The sequence below is a fragment of the Nostoc sp. DedVER02 genome, assembly GCF_034530675.2.
In the GTDB taxonomy this organism is placed as follows: Bacteria; Cyanobacteriota; Cyanobacteriia; order Cyanobacteriales; family Nostocaceae; genus Nostoc.
In genome coordinates, this window is record NZ_JAVRCP020000001.1 from 414,635 (window position 1) to 436,801 (window position 22,167).

At 40.5% G+C, this 22,167-nt stretch carries 16 protein-coding genes; 6 read left to right on the plus strand and 10 right to left on the minus strand.

Annotated elements, in window-relative coordinates; genetic code table 11:
- Nucleotides 1-308 precede the first annotated feature (308 nt).
- Complete coding sequence (locus RMZ41_RS01800; RefSeq protein ID WP_322639816.1) at nt 309-983, plus strand: hypothetical protein; 675 nt, start codon at nt 309-311, stop codon at nt 981-983.
- A gap of 262 nt (nt 984-1,245) precedes the next feature.
- On the opposite strand, the gene RMZ41_RS01805 is transcribed toward RMZ41_RS01800, so the two are convergent.
- Complete coding sequence (locus RMZ41_RS01805) at nt 1,246-1,479, minus strand: hypothetical protein (RefSeq protein ID WP_322639817.1); 234 nt, start codon at nt 1,477-1,479, stop codon at nt 1,246-1,248.
- Nucleotides 1,480-2,305: 826 nt separating this feature from the next.
- On the opposite strand from RMZ41_RS01805, the gene RMZ41_RS01810 reads away from it, so the two are divergent.
- Nucleotides 2,306-2,572: a hypothetical protein gene (locus tag RMZ41_RS01810; RefSeq protein WP_322639818.1), complete on the plus strand. Its 267-nt coding sequence runs from the start codon at nt 2,306-2,308 to the stop codon at nt 2,570-2,572.
- A gap of 550 nt (nt 2,573-3,122) precedes the next feature.
- Here RMZ41_RS01810 and RMZ41_RS01815 read toward each other — a convergent pair.
- From RMZ41_RS01815 to glcD, 5 genes are all read right to left on the minus strand, one after another.
- Nucleotides 3,123-4,550 (minus strand): hypothetical protein, encoded by a 1,428-nt coding sequence (locus RMZ41_RS01815; protein ID WP_322639819.1) that lies wholly within the window; start codon nt 4,548-4,550, stop codon nt 3,123-3,125.
- Nucleotides 4,551-4,711: 161 nt separating this feature from the next.
- Nucleotides 4,712-6,961, minus strand: coding sequence for a GAF domain-containing protein (locus RMZ41_RS01820; protein ID WP_322639820.1), 2,250 nt, complete (start codon nt 6,959-6,961; stop codon nt 4,712-4,714).
- A 364-nt stretch (nt 6,962-7,325) separates the two neighbouring features.
- Nucleotides 7,326-7,889, minus strand: a complete 564-nt coding sequence (locus RMZ41_RS01825) for a hypothetical protein (RefSeq protein WP_322639821.1) — start codon at nt 7,887-7,889, stop codon at nt 7,326-7,328.
- Between the two features lie 63 nt (nt 7,890-7,952).
- Nucleotides 7,953-9,191: a glycoside hydrolase family 10 protein gene (locus RMZ41_RS01830; RefSeq protein ID WP_322639822.1), complete on the minus strand. Its 1,239-nt coding sequence runs from the start codon at nt 9,189-9,191 to the stop codon at nt 7,953-7,955.
- 421 nt (nt 9,192-9,612) lie between these two features.
- The gene (gene glcD, locus RMZ41_RS01835) at nt 9,613-11,085 is read right to left on the minus strand and encodes a glycolate oxidase subunit GlcD (protein ID WP_322639823.1); all 1,473 of its coding nucleotides are present in this window, start codon (nt 11,083-11,085) and stop codon (nt 9,613-9,615) included.
- 223 nt (nt 11,086-11,308) lie between these two features.
- Here glcD and RMZ41_RS01840 point away from each other — a divergent pair, with 223 nt between their 5' ends.
- Nucleotides 11,309-11,518: a DUF2281 domain-containing protein gene (locus RMZ41_RS01840; protein WP_322639824.1), complete on the plus strand. Its 210-nt coding sequence runs from the start codon at nt 11,309-11,311 to the stop codon at nt 11,516-11,518.
- Nucleotides 11,519-11,774: 256 nt separating this feature from the next.
- Nucleotides 11,775-12,500, plus strand: coding sequence for a Uma2 family endonuclease (locus RMZ41_RS01845; RefSeq protein ID WP_322639825.1), 726 nt, complete (start codon nt 11,775-11,777; stop codon nt 12,498-12,500).
- Nucleotides 12,501-12,559: 59 nt separating this feature from the next.
- Here the strand turns inward: RMZ41_RS01845 and miaA are convergent, their stop codons facing one another.
- Nucleotides 12,560-13,462 carry a tRNA (adenosine(37)-N6)-dimethylallyltransferase MiaA gene (miaA, locus tag RMZ41_RS01850; protein ID WP_322639826.1) on the minus strand — a complete coding sequence of 301 codons (903 nt, stop codon included), beginning with the start codon at nt 13,460-13,462 and terminating at the stop codon, nt 12,560-12,562.
- Nucleotides 13,463-13,734: 272 nt separating this feature from the next.
- Between miaA and gyrB the strand changes: the two genes are divergently transcribed.
- Entirely contained in the window at nt 13,735-15,672 is a 1,938-nt protein-coding gene (gene gyrB / locus RMZ41_RS01855; RefSeq protein WP_322639827.1) for a DNA topoisomerase (ATP-hydrolyzing) subunit B, read from the plus strand.
- Nucleotides 15,673-17,277: 1,605 nt separating this feature from the next.
- The gene (rpoD, locus tag RMZ41_RS01860) at nt 17,278-18,447 is read left to right on the plus strand and encodes an RNA polymerase sigma factor RpoD (protein WP_012412585.1); all 1,170 of its coding nucleotides are present in this window, start codon (nt 17,278-17,280) and stop codon (nt 18,445-18,447) included.
- A 133-nt stretch (nt 18,448-18,580) separates the two neighbouring features.
- On the opposite strand, the gene RMZ41_RS01865 is transcribed toward rpoD, so the two are convergent.
- From RMZ41_RS01865 to gyrA, 3 genes are all read right to left on the minus strand, one after another.
- Nucleotides 18,581-18,766 carry a chlorophyll a/b-binding protein gene (locus RMZ41_RS01865; protein WP_322639828.1) on the minus strand — a complete coding sequence of 62 codons (186 nt, stop codon included), beginning with the start codon at nt 18,764-18,766 and terminating at the stop codon, nt 18,581-18,583.
- A gap of 300 nt (nt 18,767-19,066) precedes the next feature.
- Complete coding sequence (locus RMZ41_RS01870; protein WP_322639829.1) at nt 19,067-19,537, minus strand: GNAT family N-acetyltransferase; 471 nt, start codon at nt 19,535-19,537, stop codon at nt 19,067-19,069.
- Between the two features lie 9 nt (nt 19,538-19,546).
- Nucleotides 19,547-22,102 (minus strand): DNA gyrase subunit A, encoded by a 2,556-nt coding sequence (gene gyrA, locus RMZ41_RS01875; protein ID WP_322734413.1) that lies wholly within the window; start codon nt 22,100-22,102, stop codon nt 19,547-19,549.
- Between the last annotated feature and the right edge of the window lie 65 nt (nt 22,103-22,167).

Below are 22,167 nucleotides of genomic sequence, written 5' to 3' on the forward strand. Positions count from 1 at the left end.
TATTAAACAAGCTTGATTTTAGGGTGCTCCAAACTCCTCAGCATATATATTGTTTGTAAACTCCTTCAATCTGTAGTAACACAATAAAGATGTTACGGTAAGTCGAGGTTAGGTTGGGTCTGGTATGGAACGCCACCTAATCATTGAGACTGCTTCTTTTATAGGAGAATCACTATAGCGATCGCAATAACGCATTCCTGTGTAGGGTGTCTTTTAATTGAGCCAGCCGTAGTGATTTAAGTCACATACGTTAGTTAGCTTGATAATTTAGGGTAGGCACGTACTTAATTAAACAGGCGTGTGTCCTTATGCAGGAATCTACAAAAGAAATCATTCATAGTCTATTTGGGGCAGCTATACTTCTACGCCAAGCATTTAATTCCTTACAAGCGGCTAGTGAAATAGAGCCGACTAAAGAAAATGAGAATATAGCTATAACCGTTAGGAAATATATTAGCGAGGTTTTAAATTGCCTGGGTAATTTAGTAGAATCTGAAGGTATATATAATATTTGGCATAATATTGATTTAAGCAAGCCATTTCCTAAATTAATAGACAATATTAATGCTGATAATTCTGAATATATTGAGCTTTGGGATGGCTATTATAAGGGGATAAGTATAAAGACATTAGAGGGAATCCTTGGGGATATAGGGCCTATTATTGATAAGCACACATTTAATGAGGAATCAATACCTGGTTTAACTATTGCTCCTCAAGATAAAAGAAGGAAGGCAGCTTGGTTATTAATGGAAACTCATAATCTATTAAAAGATACAAGATGCTATAAAAGACCAACCATAGAGGAATTCTTATTAAGTATTCAGTCTCAGATATTTAATCATGTGGTACGTATAGCTAGGGTAGATGGTTTTGAGCTTATGGTTATTGGTCAAGATGAGACGGGGGAGGTAAAGCTGATACCTAGACTAGGCCACTTTAATAAATATCTAGAAGGGATATTAAAACCAGGACAAGATTAGTGCTCACCGCTAAAGACGGCTAAATTAAGTATCCTACAGCTTAATATCAAATAGGTAACTAACTTAAGAAGACCCTACTGAGAGGTCTTTTCTTTTGGGTAACTAATTCTCCTTTTACAGAATCAGTTTATTAAGTAAGCGATCGCACCCCAAGAAAACTAAATCAGTTGCTCCCCTCTAGCGCTCCCTTCACATCAAATAACCTGATGAGTCAACTACAGGATTAGCTAACTCATCAGGTTATTATTTCTCTAATTTAACCTCATTTATCCTCTTCAAAGTTTCCCCTGTTAACCCTCTCCTGGAGTTTAATTAATTTTTCAATAACATAGCGTGTATTCTCTTCCTTTATTATTGCCTGAGCCAAAGGTAATACAAGGTCAGGTTTGTCTGTAAGTTTGGCATCTAGCTCATTTAGATTCTTTATGGCTGAATCTATTTTCTGTCTGCATTCAAGCAGCTCTTTTTCTATCAGTCTAAAAATTGGGGTTTCCATTTGGTTATCACAGTTGATAAGTGAAGTGAATAGTAGGATTAACACCTCTAGGAAGTCCAGGAAGGCTCCTTAAATCCTTCAGGTAGCTAATACTAACTTAACTAAATTGAAGGCTTCTGAGACTATTCTAATTCTCACAATTAGAGTGAGCTACATACAACTAAACCCTCAGATTACTCTGAAGGTATAGGAGGATTAATCTATCGCTGGTCATCCTCTGGAAAGTCTGCGGATTATTCTAGGTGGCTGTAATTCTAAATCTGCCAACAGTATATGGTTGCACTGTCAAAACCCCTTTTCAATCTTATCGACACATCGCCATGCAGGACTGTAGCTGTTCAAGTTTTTAAGGCTGTCTTACCTATGAAAGTTAGCTTTAAACTGTGGTGCGTTCACTATTGTTCAAACCTTGGGGTGTAACAGCCTTAGTGTCGTATTGCTGTCCTTTTCCTGTTGGCTGGAAGTATTCCCTTCCCCTCACCTTTCATACATATATTCTAACAAATATCTACCCAATTGTCAATAGTATTATAGGTAAAATATGGGCAGATGTAAATTATTTTCACTAATAATTATGCTCACTTAATAGCACTTTTGCTCCTGACGTTTTGTTTATGCTTAATCATATAAAAAGACCCCTACACTTTCAGTCGGGAGGTCTTTTTGTTGTATATAGGTAACTACTTCTGCTAACAGAGAATCAGTTTACCAAACAAGCGATCGCTGGTTAGATAACTAAATCAAGAGAAGCCTTGATTTAGTATATGTACTGAGGTAGCTTACTATTTAATTTAATAAATTAAGTTAAACACATGGAGATATGGTTATGCAGGAAGGCAGAAAAGAAGCCATTAAGAATTTATATAATGCTTATAACTTAATGTTGGGTGTTTTGGTGTTATCAGAGGAGAATGTTCTAACTGGGGATACTACTAAATTCTATAAAGATATACTTAAAATATCTAAATTAATTGAGGAATCTACAATAGAAATAGGAATGACTGATGGAGTGTTCTTTTGGCCAGAGGGAGAAGAGGATGATAGATTTTTGGATAAAGTAGGGAAATATCTTAAATTAGAGCAGCAGACCTAATGAGACCCCAATCTGGGCCGCCACTTATACCAATACTAGTAATAGATAGATAACCTATAGGGGAGATAACATACCATATCAGTCAACTCCGCTTTACCAAGGAAGAAGAAAGCATACCAGTTAGTCAACTAACATCAGTTGGCTGATTTAGTCTACTTAGGGTGCGGTCGCTAACTCTATTAATTTGTTTAGATAATCTAATAGTTAGCTTATCTAACTATTAGTACCCCTAACAATAGAAGGCTGATTTTTAGATGACTTGGAAACTCAAGCAGTCTTATGTAAGTAAACTTCCAATTATGGCTACTAAATCAGTCATCTCTCCACAGGCCACCACAAGGGTCAACACAGTACTGCTACTACATTTCAGGTATCTTTGTAAGGTAGAGAAATGCAGGTTGTTATGGAGCAACATGACTTCAGATAACTAATTAGTTATCTCCCTATCGCTCTACTATTTACTAGCTTAAGTAGGGGATACTTTGTATTTTAGTGGTGATTGTATCTATATATGATTATTGTTAGTGGCGGCTTGGATTAAATTATTGTGCTAATTTTGGTTACCTGTTAGTAGGGAAGATATTTCACCTTCAGTTAAACCATATATAGCGGCTAATAGCTTCACTGACTTTTTATCATCAGCGCATCCTAACTGTCTGGCTACACTTAACGCGGAGGCTAGGGGAATAGTTTGATGGGTGGAGTTCGTTAGTAGGTCTAGTGTAGTTTGGGTGGTGCGCCGCTTCTTATAGACAGCATCATTCATAGTAGGGGAATGGCCTAAACTCATTGCTCGTTTTTCTAAACTCACACCTGACATTATCCCATTTAAATTAGATAAATGCCTGAGAGCATGAGTTTGTGTGAACTTACCCTTTAACCAGGTAATTAGATTATTTCTAGCAGTTTTAGTGTACTTATGTCTTACTGAAACAGGGTTATCACTATTTAGGGTAAGTTTAGGGAGCTGACCTGATTTAATTTCCAGCTTATCAATTAGGTCATTGTGGGTAGGTGGCACTAAAGGAATGGATAGTCGGTAGCCTGTCTTGGTGGTTGTCTTTAATAGAGTTTCATTACCTACCACAACTACCATATCCTTATTGTGGGGGTCACTTAAGGCAGGTATAATTATCCCATCTTTAGTAGTGAAAGGCTGGTCAATATTTTTAACAGCAAATACCTCACTAATTCTCAATCCATAAATTACCTGCATTGAGAAAACAAATAACCAAGACTTACGTGACTCAATCCTGTATCTTTTATCATTTGCAGGGACATCTAATATTTGCTCCCTCATTTGCAAGAAATCATCAAGGGATAAACTTTGCAAATCCTGTTTAAACTTAACTTGAGTTGCATTAATTTTCTCAAGCTCTTTATAGGCACTCTCTTGACTATTAAGCTGGGCTAATTTCTTCATTGCCCGTACACACATTTTGAAGTTCTTAGTCCCCTTCTCCTTTGAGTTAACAATTTGTAGTATGTCTGTAGTGTTAAATACTTTATCTAAGGGAAGACTTTTATAGAACCTCCCGTAAGCATCATTCCAGCATGATTGATGAGAAGGATTACTTTTATCCCTTACTCCCTTTTTCCTCACATTATCCCAAAAATAATCCTCTGCTACCTGAATAGCTTGCTTAAAGGTAATTAGGTCATTTTGGATTGTGTTTTTAGCGAGAATGGTTTGGTCATACCAATTCCAGAACTCTGTCTCAGTAGAAAAGCTATTTAGAGCCTCAGCCACCTTAGTAGCTTTTTGGAGGGCTTGAACCATCCCTAGTTGAGTAAATGTACACCCACAAGCTTTAGCTACCCGCTTACTTCCTAATTTAAACTGGAGTAGTATGTAGGTACCATAAGGTTTGGTTTCTCTTTTAAGCCCAACTCCTGAAGGGGTCTGCTTTTGAACATCCTTAAATAAAGCTAGTAAGCGTTCAAAGCCAATTAGATTGTCTGAAGACTCGTCTCTCATTTATCTCTCAATAATGGCTGGAAGCATTGAGAGATATTAGTGAGAACCCTTATTTTAGAGATTATTCGTGTAATGAAGGCTACCGTTGAGCTAGTCACCCACACGAATAATCATCATAGCAGACTTCTGACGATTTAGATAGTGCCGCGCTAAAAAACGAATTAAAGGGGGAATTTAATGGTGAAGGTGGTTTGACCGACTCCACTCTCTACATAAATTGAGCCGCCTAAATGTCTGACCATTTTCTGCACTAATGCTAATTCCAGTCCAGTACCGCTATGTTTCCAAGGATCGTGTTTGGAAAGGTGATAGAAAGGCTCAAATATCCGTGACAGTTCGTTGCTGGTAAGCTCTAATCCTGAATTGCTAATATTAAGCTCTACTGCATCCCCTCTTTGGTGAGCAGAGACTATGACAGACTCACCTGCTGGGGTATATTTGCAGACATGGTTGAGTAATTCGGTGATAATCCTCTCCATATCTGTGATATCTGTCTCTAAAAGCGGGAGTTCACCATCGACACTCAGGTTTAACTGCTGCCGCTGGCAGTTAGTAAGGTCTCGAAAAGATTCGACAATGGGATGAAGCCAGCTTTGTAAGTCAATGGCAATCAAAGTTGGGGGTTCTGGTTCGGCTTCGAGATATGTGAGTGTAAGTAAATCGTTAATTAATTTGTTTTCTCGCGCACACTCGTTATGCAGTATCTGTAAGAGTTGTGGAACTATTTCTATCTCTAATATTTCTGCTGGTGTGAGGACACTTTCGAGGGTTTGGACTGCAAGGCTAATGCTAGTTATGGGTGTCCGCAGTTCTTGGGAGAGGTTTCTGAGAAATTGGTTTTTGAGCCGATCGCAATTTTCTAATTCTTTAACTTGTGTTTGGGTTTGTTGGTAAAGTTGAGCTTGGCGAATTGCGATCGCACATTCATTGGCAACCTGCTGCACTAACTCGATTTCAAATTCATCAAATGCCTCTTGTGATGGTCTTGTCAACCAAAGATTTCCTAAAATTCCTTGAGTATCGAAAATGGGACAAGCCATCTGGGACATAACCAACAACTGTGGTTGCCATCCAGGGTTGATTTCCAAAAATTGCAAAGGTTGTTTTTGCAGCAAGGGCTGATAAACTTCCAAACGGTCTGCAATCTGTCTAGTCAATCCTTGACACTGGGGTAGGTTAATGCTGTATTCGTAGGCAATAGTTACCAGGGTTTGACAGGGGCTGTAGAGTTCAATTTGACAACGTTCAAGGTTGAGTAACTCTGCTAATTCCTGAGTTACTGTCTGCAACACCTGAGTTTCATCCAGACTATCGCGGATTTGTTCTGTCATCCGTCGCACTAAGGCTTCAAAGTTTCGTACCTGCTGCAACTGATTTTTGTGCTTCTGTTTTTGCAACTCCAATTTGACTTGGAGATCCTTCATCTGCTGACGAAGTTCTGCTTGTTCCACAGCAATGCCGATTTGAGTTGCCAAGTGAAGAGTCAAGTCGGTTTCTGTTTGCTGCCATTGACGAGATTCCTGGCAATGCTGGGCAATCAATAGTCCCCACATATCTTGCTCTTGGAAGATTGGCACAACTACATTGGCTCTGATGTGCAAAGATGTTAGAAAATCTATATGGCAAGGATGTAAGCCGGCTGCATAGATATCGTCAACAACTTGAATGCAACCTTGCCCGTAGTGTTTTGGATGTTTGCCATTGAAGCAGGGATCGCTGATGCTTTTTCCCAATAGGGGATCGCTCACGATCGCAGTTGATTCGGCAATGATTACCCCACTCCCGTCAGCCTCGAAGCGATAAATTAAAATGCGATCGCAATTCAAAAACTGTCGCAGTTCAATTGTTGTCTGATGCAGAATTGTCTCTAATTCTACAGATTGGTGAATTCGTGCTGCGATCGCTTCTAGCAATCGTTCCCGTTCAACCTGGAGTCCTACTGCTTCTTGGGCTTGCTTCACGGGAGTGATATTGCTACTAGTACCAATCAGTCGATAAATTCGGGAGTTAGCATCCCTTAGCGGTGTGAGAGTCGTACTCCACCAAGTCGGAACCCCCTGAAATTGCAAACATTGTTCGTAGGAAATAGTTTTGCCAAATAGCACACAATCAGCGTAATGCTGACGCACCCTAGCAGCATCAATGGGAGAAAGAATATCCTCTGGTTTTTTGCCTCGGAGATCGTCTGAGCGAATGCCTATCCACCGCTCATGAGTAGGATTGAGTGCCACATATTGAAAATCTCCATCCTCTAGAACATCTACTACAAATATTGATGCCTGCACAGAATCGTACATGCTCAGTAGAAACTGCTCACTACTACTTTTCTCATCTACTTCTGTGCCAAAGATGATTTCAGGAGGCGATAATTTTGTCAACTCCATAGTTGATTCTGCTGGATTTATATTCATGCGAGAGTCCCTTTCTGGTATGGCTGACTCTTCTAGGCGCTCTCTTATCTTTACGCTTGTAGTAGATGCACTTTAGCGCCTATAGCAAAGTGCTGTCAGCTGTTGCTCATGAAAATTTTGATCTTTCTCTACTTCTTGTCAGAAATCTAGGAAAGCTAATAAGAGTCAGCTTAACAAATCCTGCTTTTGGAAGGCGAAAACACATTTGCAGGTTAGGGCAAACTTACTGAATCTTAATTTTTAATAGTTTTTTCAGAATTTTTGCATATATCTAAGTGCAATCATTAGTATATATCAATTAAATATATTATTCTTAATAATTTTTTGTTTAATATTTCGAGAAAACAAGCAGGGGAGTAGAAACTTACAATCGTAATTTATGAGCATTCATTCCCGTAAGGATACCAACCAGCAGCCAAGCGATGGCTAATCCCATAACTTCGCCTAAGAATAACCGCGTTAAGCGGTGCAAAATCATCCCCACAGCAGAACCCACAGGGACAGCAACAGCCCAACTTGCCGAAGAGACAAATATCCATCGCCACGCCATCGGCTGAGGAATTGCTAACCATTGCGCTAATCCGATCCCTAAGCCGCCAAAGAATCCATAAATTGCTCCCGACAGGATTCTCACGGGAAGAATCTGAGTACTAGGTACAATCCAGCCTACCGCACCAATACCGATCGCAGTGATGATACTCCAACCCAAAAGACTTGACAAAATCCACCTGATACAAAATACAGGTTCTTTGAGAAGACAACCTTGAAAAAGTGCGATCGCAATTGAGCCGATAGCCGCCTCTACTACCCCAATATCTGGCTTTTCGCCAACTTCAACAAAGAGTAAACTCAATAAAAAACCGCCACAAGTAGCAAGAGTCCACAGCAATGTAAAGCTAAATCTAGTATTTTCTGGCGCGAATGACATTAAGGGGAATGGGGAATGGGGAATGGGGAAAAAATGACAAATGACGAATGACAAATGACAAAATCAAAATTTCTTTGGTTTTAATAGTCTGACAGTTCTAGCATCAAACATCTCAAGAAAAGCTTTGCGTCGCTGTTGGGGAGATTCTGGTACGATATAACCCCAGAGGCTCTCCCAGTAAAAAAAGGAGATGCCATCAAAATTGCGATCGCGCACAGCTTGAACTTGTTCTCTAACTTGTGCCATCTTCACAGGATTACGCACCGTTCCCGTAGATATCCCAATACCGACAGGAATTAGACTTTGAGCCAATTTTATCGATGGTTGCTCCAGTTGAGCGATAAAAGAGCTTTTGTCATTTCGATATACTTGCAAAATTAACTCATCAACTAAACCTTTTTTTACCCAATTTTCCCAATCTTGCAAATAGTATTTGTAGGCAAAAGCTTGATAGTTGGGAGATAGAGATATTTTGGCTTTGGGCTTAACCGCCTTTACAGCTTGATAGATTTCTGCCATAAAATCGGTAATTTTGTCTGCTCGCCAACGCATCCATTCTGAGTCAAAAGGGTTGACAGGGGGGCTTTTGCCTTGATGCTCTAGCTGGTATAGTTCAATAGTGAAGCGATCGTAACCAAACTGTACTGGCATTCCAAAATGGTCATCAATTTGAATACCATCCACATCGTAATTTCTGACTACTTCTAAAATTAGCCCTTGAAAAAACTCTTGCACTTGTGGATGTAAGGGATTTAACCAAGCCAGCTTATTTACTAAACTATTATCAATTTCTTCCGGTGGTGCATCTTCGATAGACTTTATACCTTCTTGTCCAATCGTCAACCAATCAGGATAACGCCTTGCTAATTGTGAATAATGCGGTGTCATAAACCCATATTCAAACCAAGGAATGACTCTCAAATCTTTATTTTTGGCAAGCGATACTATTTTTGTTAAAACATCTTGTCCACCGTGCATAAACTTTAGAAAAGGTTGAGTATCTGAGCCTGTAGTCATTCTAGCTACAGTACTTTTATAAAAAGTATGTCCTCGGTTCCAAACCACAGGATAAATTGTATTAAAATTGAGAGCCGATAATTGGCTAATAGCACGGTTAATTCCCCAGGGGACAAATAGCACCCCACTAGCAACATTAGTGATCCAAACGCCGCGATTTTCTGTAGTTAAAGGACTTATTTTTTGAGAATAAACCGGGAGTGAAGAAAGTGAAGAGACTATTAAAATAACTGCTAATCCCAAACACAATAAGTAAGAAACACAACGGCGAACAACCCGATTCATTTGTAAACATGACCTAGTGCGATCGGAATATATATAACTACAAAATAAAGTTATAATCCTCCGGGTTATATAAACAAATGATGATTTTATGTCAAGGTGTAAATTAATAAATGTGCTTTAACAGACAATTTTCGGTATTTCTAATTCTGTGAAATACAAGAAACTATAATCTAATACACTTGGCTTTGTGAAAAATTGTAGGTTGGGTTAAGCAAAGCGCAACCCAACAAAGCCTCAGAAATGTTGGGTTTCGTTCCTCAAACTAACCTACCTAGCTTAAGCTTTTTAGCGTTAACTAAACTGTATTGGACTACAATCTGGGTGTTTTTCCCATTAGGTTTACCCCTTTATCGTTCCCAATCAGAGACTAGGAACGATAAAAAACTCCTAACTCATGTACAGAAGCGATTCATCGCGTCTCCTAAAACCTTTCAACTCCTTCAAATTGCTTGATAGCTGATGCATTTGCTGCTTCACCACAAGTCCGTGGTGTGGGAAATATCTTTTCAGGATTTGCTAACCCTTGAGGATTAAAAACTTGCCGTACCCATTGCATAGTTTCTAAATCAACTTGGCTAAACATCTGTGGCATATAACACCTTTTCTCTGCGCCGATGCCATGTTCACCAGAAATACTACCGCCAACTTGAACACAAAGTTTAAGAATTTTTCCACCCATTTCTTCTACTTGTTCCAATGCTCCAGCTACAGAATTATCATAAAGAATTAGTGGATGAAGATTACCATCGCCAGCATGAAATACATTAGCAACAGGATAACCGTATTGTTCACTTAATGTCTTAATTTCGTGCAGAACATAAGGCAACTGAGTTCGAGGAATTACCCCATCTTGTACATAATAATCTGGGCTTAAATGTCCAGCAGCAGCAAAAGCGGCTTTGCGTCCCTTCCATAATTTCAATCTGGTTTCTGGGTCAGTAGCAGAAGTGACATTTCGTGCCCCATTCTTTTTACAAATTTCAATAACTCGCTGCTTATTTCCTGCAACTTCCACTTCTAAGCCGTCAATTTCGATTAGCAAAATAGCAGTAGCATCGCGGGGATAACAATTAGTTGCGACAACATCTTCAACAGCATTGATGCTGAAGTTATCCATCATTTCCATACCACCAGGAATAATTCCGGCGCTGATAATATCAGAAACAGTTGCTCCCGCAGCTTCAATACTCGAAAAATCTGCCAACAGTACACAAATTGATTCTGCACTTTTGAGAATTCGCAAAGTAATTTCTGTAGCAATTCCCAAAGTACCTTCAGAACCAACAAACACACCTGTTAAATCATAACCAGGCATTTCTGGGATTTGTCCGCCTAAATCGACAATTTCCCCTTCTGGCGTGACAATTTTTAATCCTAAAACGTGGTTAGTAGTCACGCCGTATTTAAGACAATGCACGCCACCAGAATTTTCGGCAATATTGCCCCCAATAGAGCAAATAATTTGACTGGATGGGTCAGGAGCGTAGTAAAAACCAGCACCACTTACTGCTTGTGTTACCCAACTATTAATCACCCCTGGTTGCACAACTGTGCGTTGATTTTCCAAATCAATACTGATTATTTGCCGCATTAAAGAAGTTACAATTAAAACAGAGTCTTCTAATGGTAAAGCACCGCCAGATAGACCAGTACCAGAACCGCGTGCGATGAAGGGGATAGAGTATTGGTTGCATATTTTTACAATTTCTGCAACTTGCTCTGTAGTTCTGGGTAACGCCACCACAGCCGGACGTTGACGATAACCAGTTAAACCATCGCATTCATAGGTAATGAGTTCTTCGCGGCGTTGTACCACGCCATTTTTGCCAAGGACAGCCTCGAATGCTTTGATAATGGGTTTCCAGTTGCGTTGTTTTTTATCTTGGGTAAGCATAGATTTTTACATTTAAAGGTAGATGTTGCAGGCTGGTTGATATAGCTGTAATTACTATTGTTGCAAGAATAGCAGTCAAGAGGGAGTAAAAGCGATCGCTTGATTTGAGTACCGAAGGTACGATGTCTCTTAACAAGGGCGTTCAATGATGCTAAAATCCAATCCTCTGTTAACTTTGGGGTTAAAGTAACATAGAGTCAGACATTCAACAGGAGAGGGTGAGATGACTTCCAATGTTGTAGATACCACCTCAAAATTAATTGCCAAGTTGCAAAATCTCGCACCCGGCCAGCAACAACAGGTGCTAGATTTTGTGGAATTTCTAGTTCAAAAATATGCTCAACCACAACAACCACTCCAGAAACGGATACTAGGTTTAAACCAAGGTAAAATTTGGATAAGTAATGATTTTAATGACCCTTTATCTGATTAATTTTGGTTAGTGAAAGTGAGTTATGGAACTTTTATTAAACCTTGAGAATACTTTAGCATTCATCAATATTTAGACTTTTTACTTCTTTTTATTCTCGTGCCGACCTTTTTTTACTAGCAAAACCTCTTTTTGTCAATCATGTCTCAATCATCTCCTAAATACAAAAATAGTGGATACACTATTTTTTGCTAACTTGCACGCTCTCACACCGAATCAACTAACCTAGAAATAATGCTCTTAAATACTGGATCAGATCATGGTTAATCAACTTTTAATCAATGATGATTACTATGTGCCAGATGCCAACCAGCTAATCACTGAAGATGATACACCTGTGGACAACTTCGCATCTGCCAAACAACAACGCCTTTTAGTCGGATCTCTTTACAGTTCTCTACAAAGCCAGACTTTTTTAGCTGAAGCTAATGTAGGTATTTACTACACAGACCTTCAGCCACCGATTGTCCCTGATGTCTTTCTCAGCTTAGATGTCCAAGTACCTGAAAAGTGGTGGGAAAAACAAAATCGTTGTTATATGGTTTGGCGTTTTGGCAAACCTCCTGAAGTTGTCCTCGAAATTGTCTCTAATAAAGAAGGTGATGAACTGGGCAAAAAGCTGAAAATTTATGAACACATGCGGGCTAGTTACTACATCGTATATGACCCAAATCAGCAATTAGCAGAAAAAATACTGCATGTTTATGAACTTAGGGGAACACGCTACTTTGAAACTTCAGAAACTTGGTTAGAACAAGTTGGTTTAGGCATAACTCTGTGGGAAGGTGAATTTGAAGGCAGACAGGATAATTGGTTACGCTGGTGCTATCAAGATGGTAATGTTTTGCTAACTGGGGATGAACGGGCTGAACAGGAACGACAACGCGCCGAACAGGAACGACAACGTGCTGAACAAGCAGAACAACGCAGCCAGTTACTAGCAGATAGGCTACGGGCAATGGGTTTAGATCCCGACACTCTTTAAGACACTCGCTGTAAAGATGCAATTTTTTTTTGCGTCTTTGCATGAGCAAAAAAATCTCACTAATTAGTATAATTAATAAACTTATTTATTCGCTGCCAAACTTTCTCCAATAAATCAGGATCGTTCGCATCAAACCATTGAATTTGGGGATATGCTCGAAACCAAGTTCGTTGTCGCTTGGCAAATTGTCGTGTATGTAAAATTATTAATTCTTTAGCTTCATCTAAGGAAATATCACCAGCCAAGTATTGTTTTATTTCTTGATAACCCAAAGTATTCAACAAAGACAAATCAGCGCCATATTTCTGACAAAGATACTCCACCTCAGCAACCAAACCATTTGCTATCATTTGCTTAGTACGGTGTTGAATACGAGCAAGCAACTTTTCAACATCGCAATCTAAACCAATTTGCAAAATCGGATAATTTGGTGGATTCTCCCCTTGCTGTTCTGAAATTGGATATCCAGTTACATAAAATACTTCTAATGCGCGTAAAGTCCGTACTGAATCATTGCTATGAATCTTTTGTGCTGCAACGGGGTCAACTTGTTGTAACATTGCGTAGAGTTGTGGTTGACCGAGAGATTCAAGTTGCGATCGCAATTCAGTTTGTGGTGCAACTCTAGGAATTTTCATCCCTTGCACAATGGAACGGATATATAACCCAGTACCACCAACTAGCAAAAGTGGTGTAACATCAACAGAAGCAATTAAGCCTTGTGTTTGTTCTTGGTAGTCTGCTACCGTCATCGTGTCTGTAGGATCGCAGATATCTATTAAATAGTGCGGCACTAATTTTTGTTCAGCCGCAGTTGGTTTCGCTGTCCCAATATCAAACTCACGGTAAACTTGACGAGAATCGGCACTGAGAATTACAGAACCCAACCGCATCGCTAAAGCCAAAGCCAAACTCGATTTACCCGTTGCCGTCGCCCCACAAATCACAATTAATTTAGTCATTGGTTATTAGTCATTAGTCATTTGTTATGGGCATGGGACATTGGACATTGGGCATTAGTTATTAATTCTTCTCCCTCACTTCCTCATCTTCCTCTGCCCCTCTTTCCCCCTTGCTCCCCTTTGCCCCTATTGCACGGTAGTGCAACCCTAGTATAAACTTCTCTTGAAAAAGCCCTACAGACGCTAGCAAGGCTTTTGTGTTACAATTTTGGAGTGTTTTTGCTTTTATTTAATTTTAGGCGAGTTTAACCCCACACATCAGGAGAGTTTACATGACGAGCAGTTACAGTGCCGATCAGATTCAAGTTCTGGAAGGTCTGGAAGCCGTCCGCAAACGACCAGGAATGTACATTGGTACCACCGGGCCGCGAGGACTCCACCATTTAGTTTACGAGGTGGTGGACAATTCAATCGATGAGGCTTTGGCGGGTCATTGCACTCATATAGAAGTGGATATCAACGCTGATGGTTCCGTGACTGTAACAGATGATGGTCGCGGTATTCCCGTTGATACTCACTCGCGCACCGGAAAATCGGCTTTGGAAACCGTGATGACGGTACTGCACGCTGGTGGTAAGTTTGGCGGCGGTGGCTATAAGGTTTCTGGAGGATTACACGGGGTTGGTATTTCTGTTGTTAATGCCCTATCTGAGGTTGTAGAAGTTACAGTTTGGCGAGATAAAAAAGTTCATCTCCAACGCTATGAACGCGGTATTCCAGTTAGTGAACTGCAAACAAAGCCTTACAAAGAAGCTAGAACCGGAACTTCTGTCACCTTCAAGCCAGATATTCAAATCTTTACAACTAGCATTGAGTTTGATTACATCACTTTATCGGGTCGCCTACGAGAATTAGCATATCTGAATGCAGGTGTCAAAATTACTTTTACTGACCACCGTCTGGAATTACTCAAAAGTGACACACCCAAGGTAGAAACCTACGAATACAAGGGTGGCATTAAAGAATATATCGCGTACATGAACCGCGAAAAACAGCCTCTACATGAAGAAATTATCTATGTGCAGGGCGAACGCAACAACGTACAAGTGGAAGTTTCTTTGCAATGGTGTACTGATGCTTATACGGATAATGTACTAGGTTTTGCTAACAATATTCGTACTGTGGATGGTGGTACGCACTTAGAAGGGTTAAAGGCGGTTCTAACTCGGACATTAAATGCGATCGCCCGTAAACGCAATAAAATTAAAGAGAATGAACCTAACCTCAGTGGCGAACATGTCCGCGAAGGTTTGACTGCGGTAATTTCCGTTAAAGTCCCAGATCCAGAATTTGAAGGACAAACCAAAACCAAACTCGGTAACACTGAGGTACGGGGGATTGTCGATTCTCTAGTAGGAGAAGTCCTTACCGAATATCTAGAATTTCATCCGGCGATCGCAGATTCAATTTTAGATAAAGCTATCCAAGCTTTCAAGGCCGCAGAAGCAGCGCGCCATGCACGCGAATTAGTGCGACGCAAATCTGTACTGGAATCTTCGCCATTACCTGGTAAATTGGCAGATTGTAGTTCTCGTGACCCTGGCGAATCTGAAATATTCATCGTGGAAGGGGACTCAGCCGGCGGGAGTGCCAAACAAGGACGCGATCGCCGCACTCAAGCGATCTTGCCTCTACGTGGTAAAATTCTCAACATTGAAAAAACCGACGACGCTAAAATTTATAAAAATAATGAAGTTCAAGCGTTAATTACAGCCCTCGGTTTAGGTGTCAAAGGTGATGAATTCGATTCTACCCAACTGCGCTATCACCGTATAGTCATTATGACGGATGCTGACGTAGATGGAGCGCACATTCGGACTTTGTTGTTAACATTCTTCTACCGATATCAGCGATCGCTCATCGAACAAGGCTTTATTTATATTGCTTGTCCCCCATTGTATAAAGTAGAACGGGGACGTAATCATGAGTACTGCTATAGCGATCGCGAAAAAAATCAAGCGATCGCCAAATTCCCCGCTAACGCCAACTACACCATCCAACGCTTCAAAGGTTTGGGTGAAATGATGCCACAACAACTCTGGGACACCACCATGAACCCAGAAACTCGCAAAATGAAGCAAGTCGAAATTGAGGACGCTGCTGAAGCCGATCGCATCTTCACAATTTTAATGGGCGATCGCGTCGCTCCCAGACGAGAATTTATCGAAACTTATGGTTCTAAACTCAACTTCACTGATTTAGATATCTAATATCAATTCCCCAGCACTACTTCAATAATTTGCGACACTGGTAATGAGTGATACGTTTTCACCCATTACCTTTTTTATATCCGAAATTGATATAAAAATACTTCTTTTGATTGATGACAACTCAAAAAATCATAAATATTTTGTAGATACTACAACAAATATTCCTTAAACTGATTTTTTCCTGTCCTCTGCGGTTTGTTATTCCGTAACTCTTTGATGAATCCAAGTTATTTAATATCCATATAATTTGCTTCTTGTCAATATTTTACAAAAGTTCAATATTCTAGTGTTAGGAAAACTACCAACTTTGTTGGAGAGTTAGTTAAGACAATATTCTTTACACTAACTGGCTAATTAATTTTGTCTATCAACTATAAATACATTTGTTATCCTTTAAGAAAATAACTGAATATTATCTATCAAACAGGAATTAATAAGTATTTTGAGGATTTCTCATCATCAGATGATAGGAACTTACCGAAATAAAAGTATTTAAATTTACAATTTATTTACGTAATCCAGCATTGTAACTAAAATCATCAGGTAATGTTCTGGGTTCTCTCAGTTCCGGGTAATGGCTACTGAAAGCACACACCATCTGGCTGAAAACTTGTTAATATCTTCATGTACTGCCGTAGTGAGCGCGATTGTATCGTATGTATCTAATGAAGTTTTGCCTTAGATAGGACTATACTGGCGAGTTCACGAGACAAATTGTTTTTGAATTGATTAAAATATCCTTGTATACAATAAGAAGAGTTTGTCAAGTTTCATAGGGCTGAAATCGCCACAGTGCGCTAACCTGTGAATAAGGCCAAATTAGTTAAACCTAAATTGATCAACTATCAGGTCGATTCTGCCACAGCCTCAACTCCTCAGTTAAGGTAATTGTAAGCAGAAGGTTAACTAACTAAAGGCAAATACCGCCACCTTAGTTGTATTTACCCAATCGAAAGACTAGCTTTAATCTCAGGAATGCGTAATTTATGAAGGAAATGTAAAAATGGGTAGATTAATACTTGTCGTCTGAGTTAACATACAATGCACCCTTTCTAAGTAATTAATGTTGTGTAAAATACATGAAATCGGGCACAAGCAAGCACACTTACTTTGTAATGTAATAAGAGCGTCACTGCAATTCCGAAAAGTTGAGAAAAAATCTTAGGGCATAACTCCCGTTTTTAATGTCTTTTTGGTAGTAGTGGCTAAAAATTGCTGAAAGAGTTCATGATTAATACACAAAAAGAGTGCAATTTCTGTGAAACAGGCTACAATCGGAAGAGTCTTTATAAGAAAATCTGCCAGCAGTCTGAACTCATTAGTATAGAGTGGCAAATTTTTTCAGAAAGACGATTATTTATTTGACCAGTTAGTTGAAAGCAGTATGTGATAGCAACACATATAACATTTACTAAGGTGAACAAATCACTTTTAGACATGGCTTAAACTAAAGTAAAAAAACCTCCAATTTGGGGTGCAAAATATCCGAAAATATTTATGGCAAATCTGCCAGAAAACTTATTTTCGGTTGACAATTGGCTCGTTTAAAAGAGCAGTAAACACATCTTGAGTAATTGATTCTGCAAGGAGCATGAGGAACGCGGCATGAACCAGGCTAACAACGTACTCGAAAGCATATATCAGCCTGACCTAGAAATAATGAATCAGCCTGAGCTCGAGTTAGAAGAACTCTTAATAGATGATGAAGAGGACTTGCTTATCATCGATGAAGGTGACGATGAATTTTTAGAGCCTCAGTCTGATGAGGACGACGCAAAGTCTGGAAAAGCCGCTAAATCGCGTCGTCGGACACAAAGCAAGAAAAAGCATTACACAGAAGATTCCATTCGGCTTTACTTGCAAGAAATTGGTAGAATTCGTCTGTTGCGGGCAGACGAAGAAATCGAATTGGCGCGGAAAATCGCCGATTTGCTGGAATTAGAGAGGGTGCGGGAAAGACTCTCAGAACAGTTGGATCGCGATCCTCGAGATAGTGAATGGGCAGAAGCAGTACAACTGCCACTACCAGCCTTTCGTTATCGCCTCCATGTTGGTCGCAGGGCAAAAGACAAGATGGTGCAATCTAACCTCCGTCTTGTGGTTTCAATTGCTAAAAAGTACATGAATCGTGGTTTGTCGTTCCAGGACTTAATTCAGGAAGGCAGTCTCGGTTTGATTCGTGCCGCTGAAAAGTTTGACCACGAAAAAGGTTACAAGTTTTCCACTTATGCTACATGGTGGATTCGTCAAGCAATTACCCGCGCGATCGCAGATCAATCCCGCACAATTCGTCTTCCAGTTCACCTTTACGAAACCATCTCTCGGATTAAGAAAACTACCAAGTTACTATCTCAAGAAATGGGTCGTAAACCCACCGAGGAAGAAATCGCTACTCGGATGGAAATGACCATTGAGAAGTTGCGGTTTATTGCTAAATCCGCCCAGTTGCCTATTTCACTAGAAACGCCTATTGGTAAAGAAGAAGATTCTCGGTTGGGCGATTTTATTGAATCTGATGGTGAAACACCGGAAGACCAAGTTTCTAAAAATCTTCTGCGCGAAGACTTAGAAAAAGTCCTCGACAGCCTCAGCCCTCGTGAACGCGATGTTCTTAGACTGCGTTACGGCTTGGATGATGGTCGCATGAAGACCCTTGAAGAAATCGGACAGATTTTCAACGTTACCCGCGAACGGATTCGTCAAATTGAGGCGAAGGCACTTCGTAAGTTACGCCACCCAAATCGTAACAGCGTTCTCAAGGAATATATTCGGTAGTCAATTAGTCATTGGTCATTAGTAAATAAACAACTGACAAATGACAACTGACAAATGACAAAAAAATAAAAAACCTGGTAGTGAATTAGCACTCCAGGTTTTTTTATTTATAGGTCATCTTAAATATTAAAACTTATAGGATGCCCCAAAAATGTAGGAAGCCTTGACCAGAAAAAAGCTCAACCAAAACGGCTGCTAAAAAGCCAATCATTGCCAAGCGACCGTTCCAAATTTCTGCTTGTGGGGTAAAGCCCCAGCGCCAAGCGTTACGATCTTGAATTACGGGAGGAGTTACTTTTGTTGTGCTTGCGTTTGTCATGGTTCGGACTCCAAACTTTATTCTTAAGCTTTATTGCCTTATGTAAACTAATATAACAAATATTTTTAGAAAAGCAACATGTTTTATACTTTTGTTGCCATAGCTTGACATGAATAGAGATAGCTATTTATACAGATTAAAACATCAGCCTTTAGTAATATTTGCTGAGATAAAAGAAACATTATCTAGATTTTTAGCCCTATAATAATATAATTTTATTGATATGAATTATTAATAAACTTATAAAAATGCTTGATAGTTAGAGATTTTGCCATTTTAAAGAAAATCACTATTGATAATTTAGGTTATTACCAGATAGTTTCCATTTTTTTTTGAAGTCGAAATAAAATCAAGCTTTTCGTATATACGTTTACCATCCTCAGTAGCGTGAAGCCAGAGGCGTTTTGTCTCAGTTGCTCTCATAAAGATGATAATTTCCTTTAATAATGCTGTAGCAATTCCCTGTCCTCGCCACATCGGAATTGTATATACGTTCATAACGTAGGCTTCTAAGCCTGAGAGATTGCCGTTGTAAGGGGGCCGTTGAAAAAATACTAAGCCGCTAGTGGCAACAATTTGATTATTCACTTCAGCCACCCAAGCTAAAAACTCACCCGACGGCATTTTTTCGCCAAGATATTTTCGAGTTGCTTCTACTAGGTTTGCGGTGTCAGAGTCACCTTTAATTTCGCCAACCTCCCGCAGGAACTCGAGACGCAGTTGGATTAGCGCCTCTAAATCCTGCAAGTTGGCTTGTCGCAAGTTGAACATAACTCTGATTTACGATCGCACTTCCGCAACAGTAATGATTTTTTCATCACGGTTGAGTTGAAGAATGCTTTCACCTTTGACATCCCTACCCAAAATCGGCACTGTTTCCACAGGTATCCGCACCACCCGTTCCTTATTTGTCACTAAAGCGACCTCAGCAGATGCGTTGGCGTAGCCCGCCGTTCGCGTAGCGTCTCGTAGAGAAGGCATCGCTATGACCATCCCAGCTAAATTGTCAGTTTTGCTGGCAAATTTCAGCGCCTGCGTTCCCAAATCGCCGCGATTAGCTGCTCTTAACTGGCTCGCAGGCATCCGCTTGGCATATCCTTCTTGAGTAACTAGCAAAAGATAATCATCTTTCCCGACAGTGACACAGCCAACCATTTGCTGATTTCTCAATAGTCGAAATGCTTGTAAACCCATTGCTGTGCGACCCATGACTGGTAATTGTTCATCATTGGCTGCAAAGCGCAACACACGCCCACCGGAACTAGCTAAAATCAGATGCGCTCCTGGAGTAGTGAATTGGGTAAATGACAATTCATCATCATCTTTGAGCTTCAAAATCGTAATACCGCGCCGCGTCAAATTCGTGAATTCTCCCAGAGACAGACGCTTAATTCTTCCCTGTTTTGTTAAAAGAATCATCTGCTGAGTTTCGAGATTTTCCGGCAGCAAAAAGCGGCTGACTACAGCTTCTTGAGCGCCTTGAGCAGTATTACTGAGCATAGTAATCAAAGGTTTTCCCCGTGGAGAACGCCCAGTAGTTGGGGGGATTTCTCCGACATTCACAGGGTAGACTTTGCCGCCACCGGTTAGGATTAGCAAGTCTTTTTGGGTATCAGTCAACAGAGTTTGGATAATAAAGTCATTATCGTGCAGACCATTTTCAGCTTTTGACTTTCTCCCAGATGGTTGGGTGCGGCGGACATAACCGCGTTGGGTAAATTCTAAAATCGCTTCTTCTGCTGGTTCAGAAGATTTAAGTTCCTCTTCCTGTTCTGCCCCTCTGCTCCTCTGCCCCTCTGCTCCTCTGCCCCTCTGCTCCTCTGCCCTAGACTTTTGTTCTTCTCCAATTTTTGTCCGCCGGAGATCGCTGTACTTGCGCTTGAGCGATCGCAATTCTTTTTTTAGCGCCTTGAGTAATTCTCTGCGATCGTTGAGTAATTGTTCCAGCAATCTAATTTGTTCGCTGATCTGTTCAAATTCTTGCTGCAAATTTTGCTGTTCTAAACTGGTGAGGCGGCGCAACGGCATAGCCAAAATTGCATCTCCTTGTACCTCGCTCAAATCTAGTTGGCTACAAAGATTTATTTTTGCCGTACTTCCATCAGGAGCTTGCCGTAAAATTTCAATTACCCGATCCAAATTAGATAGGGCTTTGAGTAAACCTTCTACCAAATGCACGCGACTTTGAGCTTTCCCCAACTCGTAATTGTAACGACGGTTCAGCGTTTCTTCTCGGAAACTCAAAAACTCTTGCAACAGTTGACGCAAACTTAACTGGCGGGGTTGTCCATTGACGATCGCTAAAAGAATTGCCCCAAAGGTCATTTGCAAAGCAGTTTGGTGATACAAATGCTGGAGAACTTCTTGGGGATTGGTATCGCGTTTGAGTTCAATTACGACTCGCATCCCTTCGCGATCGCTCTCATCCCGAAGATCGGAAATTCCTTGCAAACGGCCTTGATTTACTAAGTCCGCTACCTTTTCAATCCAAGCAGACTTATTCACTTGATAAGGCAATTCTGTAATGATAATTGCCGTCCGTCGCTTGCTTCCTCTAGTAGCTGGAATTTCCTCCAGAGTCGCAACTCCTCGCAGCAAAATCCCACCTTTACCTGTGGTATATGCTTCTCGAATTCCCGCCTCACCAATTATTTCTCCACCAGTGGGAAAATCTGGCCCTGGAATTAACTCGAATAATTTTTCATCTGGTAAATCTGGGTTGTCTATTAAAGCAATTAACCCATCAACAATTTCTCCCAAGTTGTGGGGTGGAACATTCGTCGCCATTCCTACGGCGATCCCCGAACAGCCATTGAGCAATAAAAACGGTAGTTGAGCAGGTAACACTGTTGGTTCTTGCTGGGAATTATCAAAGTTCCCGACAAATTCCACAGTTTCTTCACCGATTTCTGTCAGCATTCCCTCATGGCTGATGGGTGCGAGGCGCGTTTCTGTATAACGCATCGCTGCTGGCGGATCGTTATCAACACTGCCAAAGTTACCGTGTCCTGCTAGCAAAGGATAGCGGCTAGAAAAATCCTGCACTAGCCTGACTAAAGCATCGTAAACTGATTGGTCGCCGTGGGGATGGTATTTACCCAACACATCACCCACTACACGGGCACATTTTCGATAGGGTCTATCTGGTACTAAACCGAGTTCGTGCATTGCATACAAAATGCGGCGATGCACTGGTTTTAAGCCATCGCGCACGTCTGGTAGCGCTCGCCCGACAATCACGCTCATGGCATATTCGAGATAAGACCGTTGCATCTCGGTGTGCAGGGCTGTTGGAATTACCTGTCCCGTTGAGAGAAGGTTTAACTGTTTTGCCATGAGTTTTTTCCCTGAAATTTAACTACACAAAAGACGGCGGAACTCAATATTGCAGCAACCACAGC

Excerpts from the sequence above, each read along its gene's own strand:
- gyrB (WP_322639827.1), top strand. The coding sequence starts at position 13,735 with ATGACGAGCAGTTACAGTGCCGATCAGATTCAAGTTCTGGAAGGTCTG.
- RMZ41_RS01800 (WP_322639816.1), top strand. The coding sequence starts at position 309 with ATGCAGGAATCTACAAAAGAAATCATTCATAGTCTATTTGGGGCAGCT.
- RMZ41_RS01820 (WP_322639820.1), bottom strand. The coding sequence starts at position 6,961 with ATGAATATAAATCCAGCAGAATCAACTATGGAGTTGACAAAATTATCG.
- RMZ41_RS01825 (WP_322639821.1), bottom strand. The coding sequence starts at position 7,889 with ATGTCATTCGCGCCAGAAAATACTAGATTTAGCTTTACATTGCTGTGG.
- RMZ41_RS01870 (WP_322639829.1), bottom strand. The coding sequence starts at position 19,537 with ATGTTCAACTTGCGACAAGCCAACTTGCAGGATTTAGAGGCGCTAATC.
- RMZ41_RS01810 (WP_322639818.1), top strand. The coding sequence starts at position 2,306 with ATGCAGGAAGGCAGAAAAGAAGCCATTAAGAATTTATATAATGCTTAT.
- gyrA (WP_322734413.1), bottom strand. The coding sequence starts at position 22,102 with ATGGCAAAACAGTTAAACCTTCTCTCAACGGGACAGGTAATTCCAACA.
- RMZ41_RS01845 (WP_322639825.1), top strand. The coding sequence starts at position 11,775 with ATGGTTAATCAACTTTTAATCAATGATGATTACTATGTGCCAGATGCC.
- glcD (WP_322639823.1), bottom strand. The coding sequence starts at position 11,085 with ATGCTTACCCAAGATAAAAAACAACGCAACTGGAAACCCATTATCAAA.
- rpoD (WP_012412585.1), top strand. The coding sequence starts at position 17,278 with ATGAACCAGGCTAACAACGTACTCGAAAGCATATATCAGCCTGACCTA.
- miaA (WP_322639826.1), bottom strand. The coding sequence starts at position 13,462 with ATGACTAAATTAATTGTGATTTGTGGGGCGACGGCAACGGGTAAATCG.
- RMZ41_RS01865 (WP_322639828.1), bottom strand. The coding sequence starts at position 18,766 with ATGACAAACGCAAGCACAACAAAAGTAACTCCTCCCGTAATTCAAGAT.
- RMZ41_RS01815 (WP_322639819.1), bottom strand. The coding sequence starts at position 4,550 with ATGAGAGACGAGTCTTCAGACAATCTAATTGGCTTTGAACGCTTACTA.
- RMZ41_RS01830 (WP_322639822.1), bottom strand. The coding sequence starts at position 9,191 with ATGAATCGGGTTGTTCGCCGTTGTGTTTCTTACTTATTGTGTTTGGGA.
- RMZ41_RS01805 (WP_322639817.1), bottom strand. The coding sequence starts at position 1,479 with ATGGAAACCCCAATTTTTAGACTGATAGAAAAAGAGCTGCTTGAATGC.
- RMZ41_RS01840 (WP_322639824.1), top strand. The coding sequence starts at position 11,309 with ATGACTTCCAATGTTGTAGATACCACCTCAAAATTAATTGCCAAGTTG.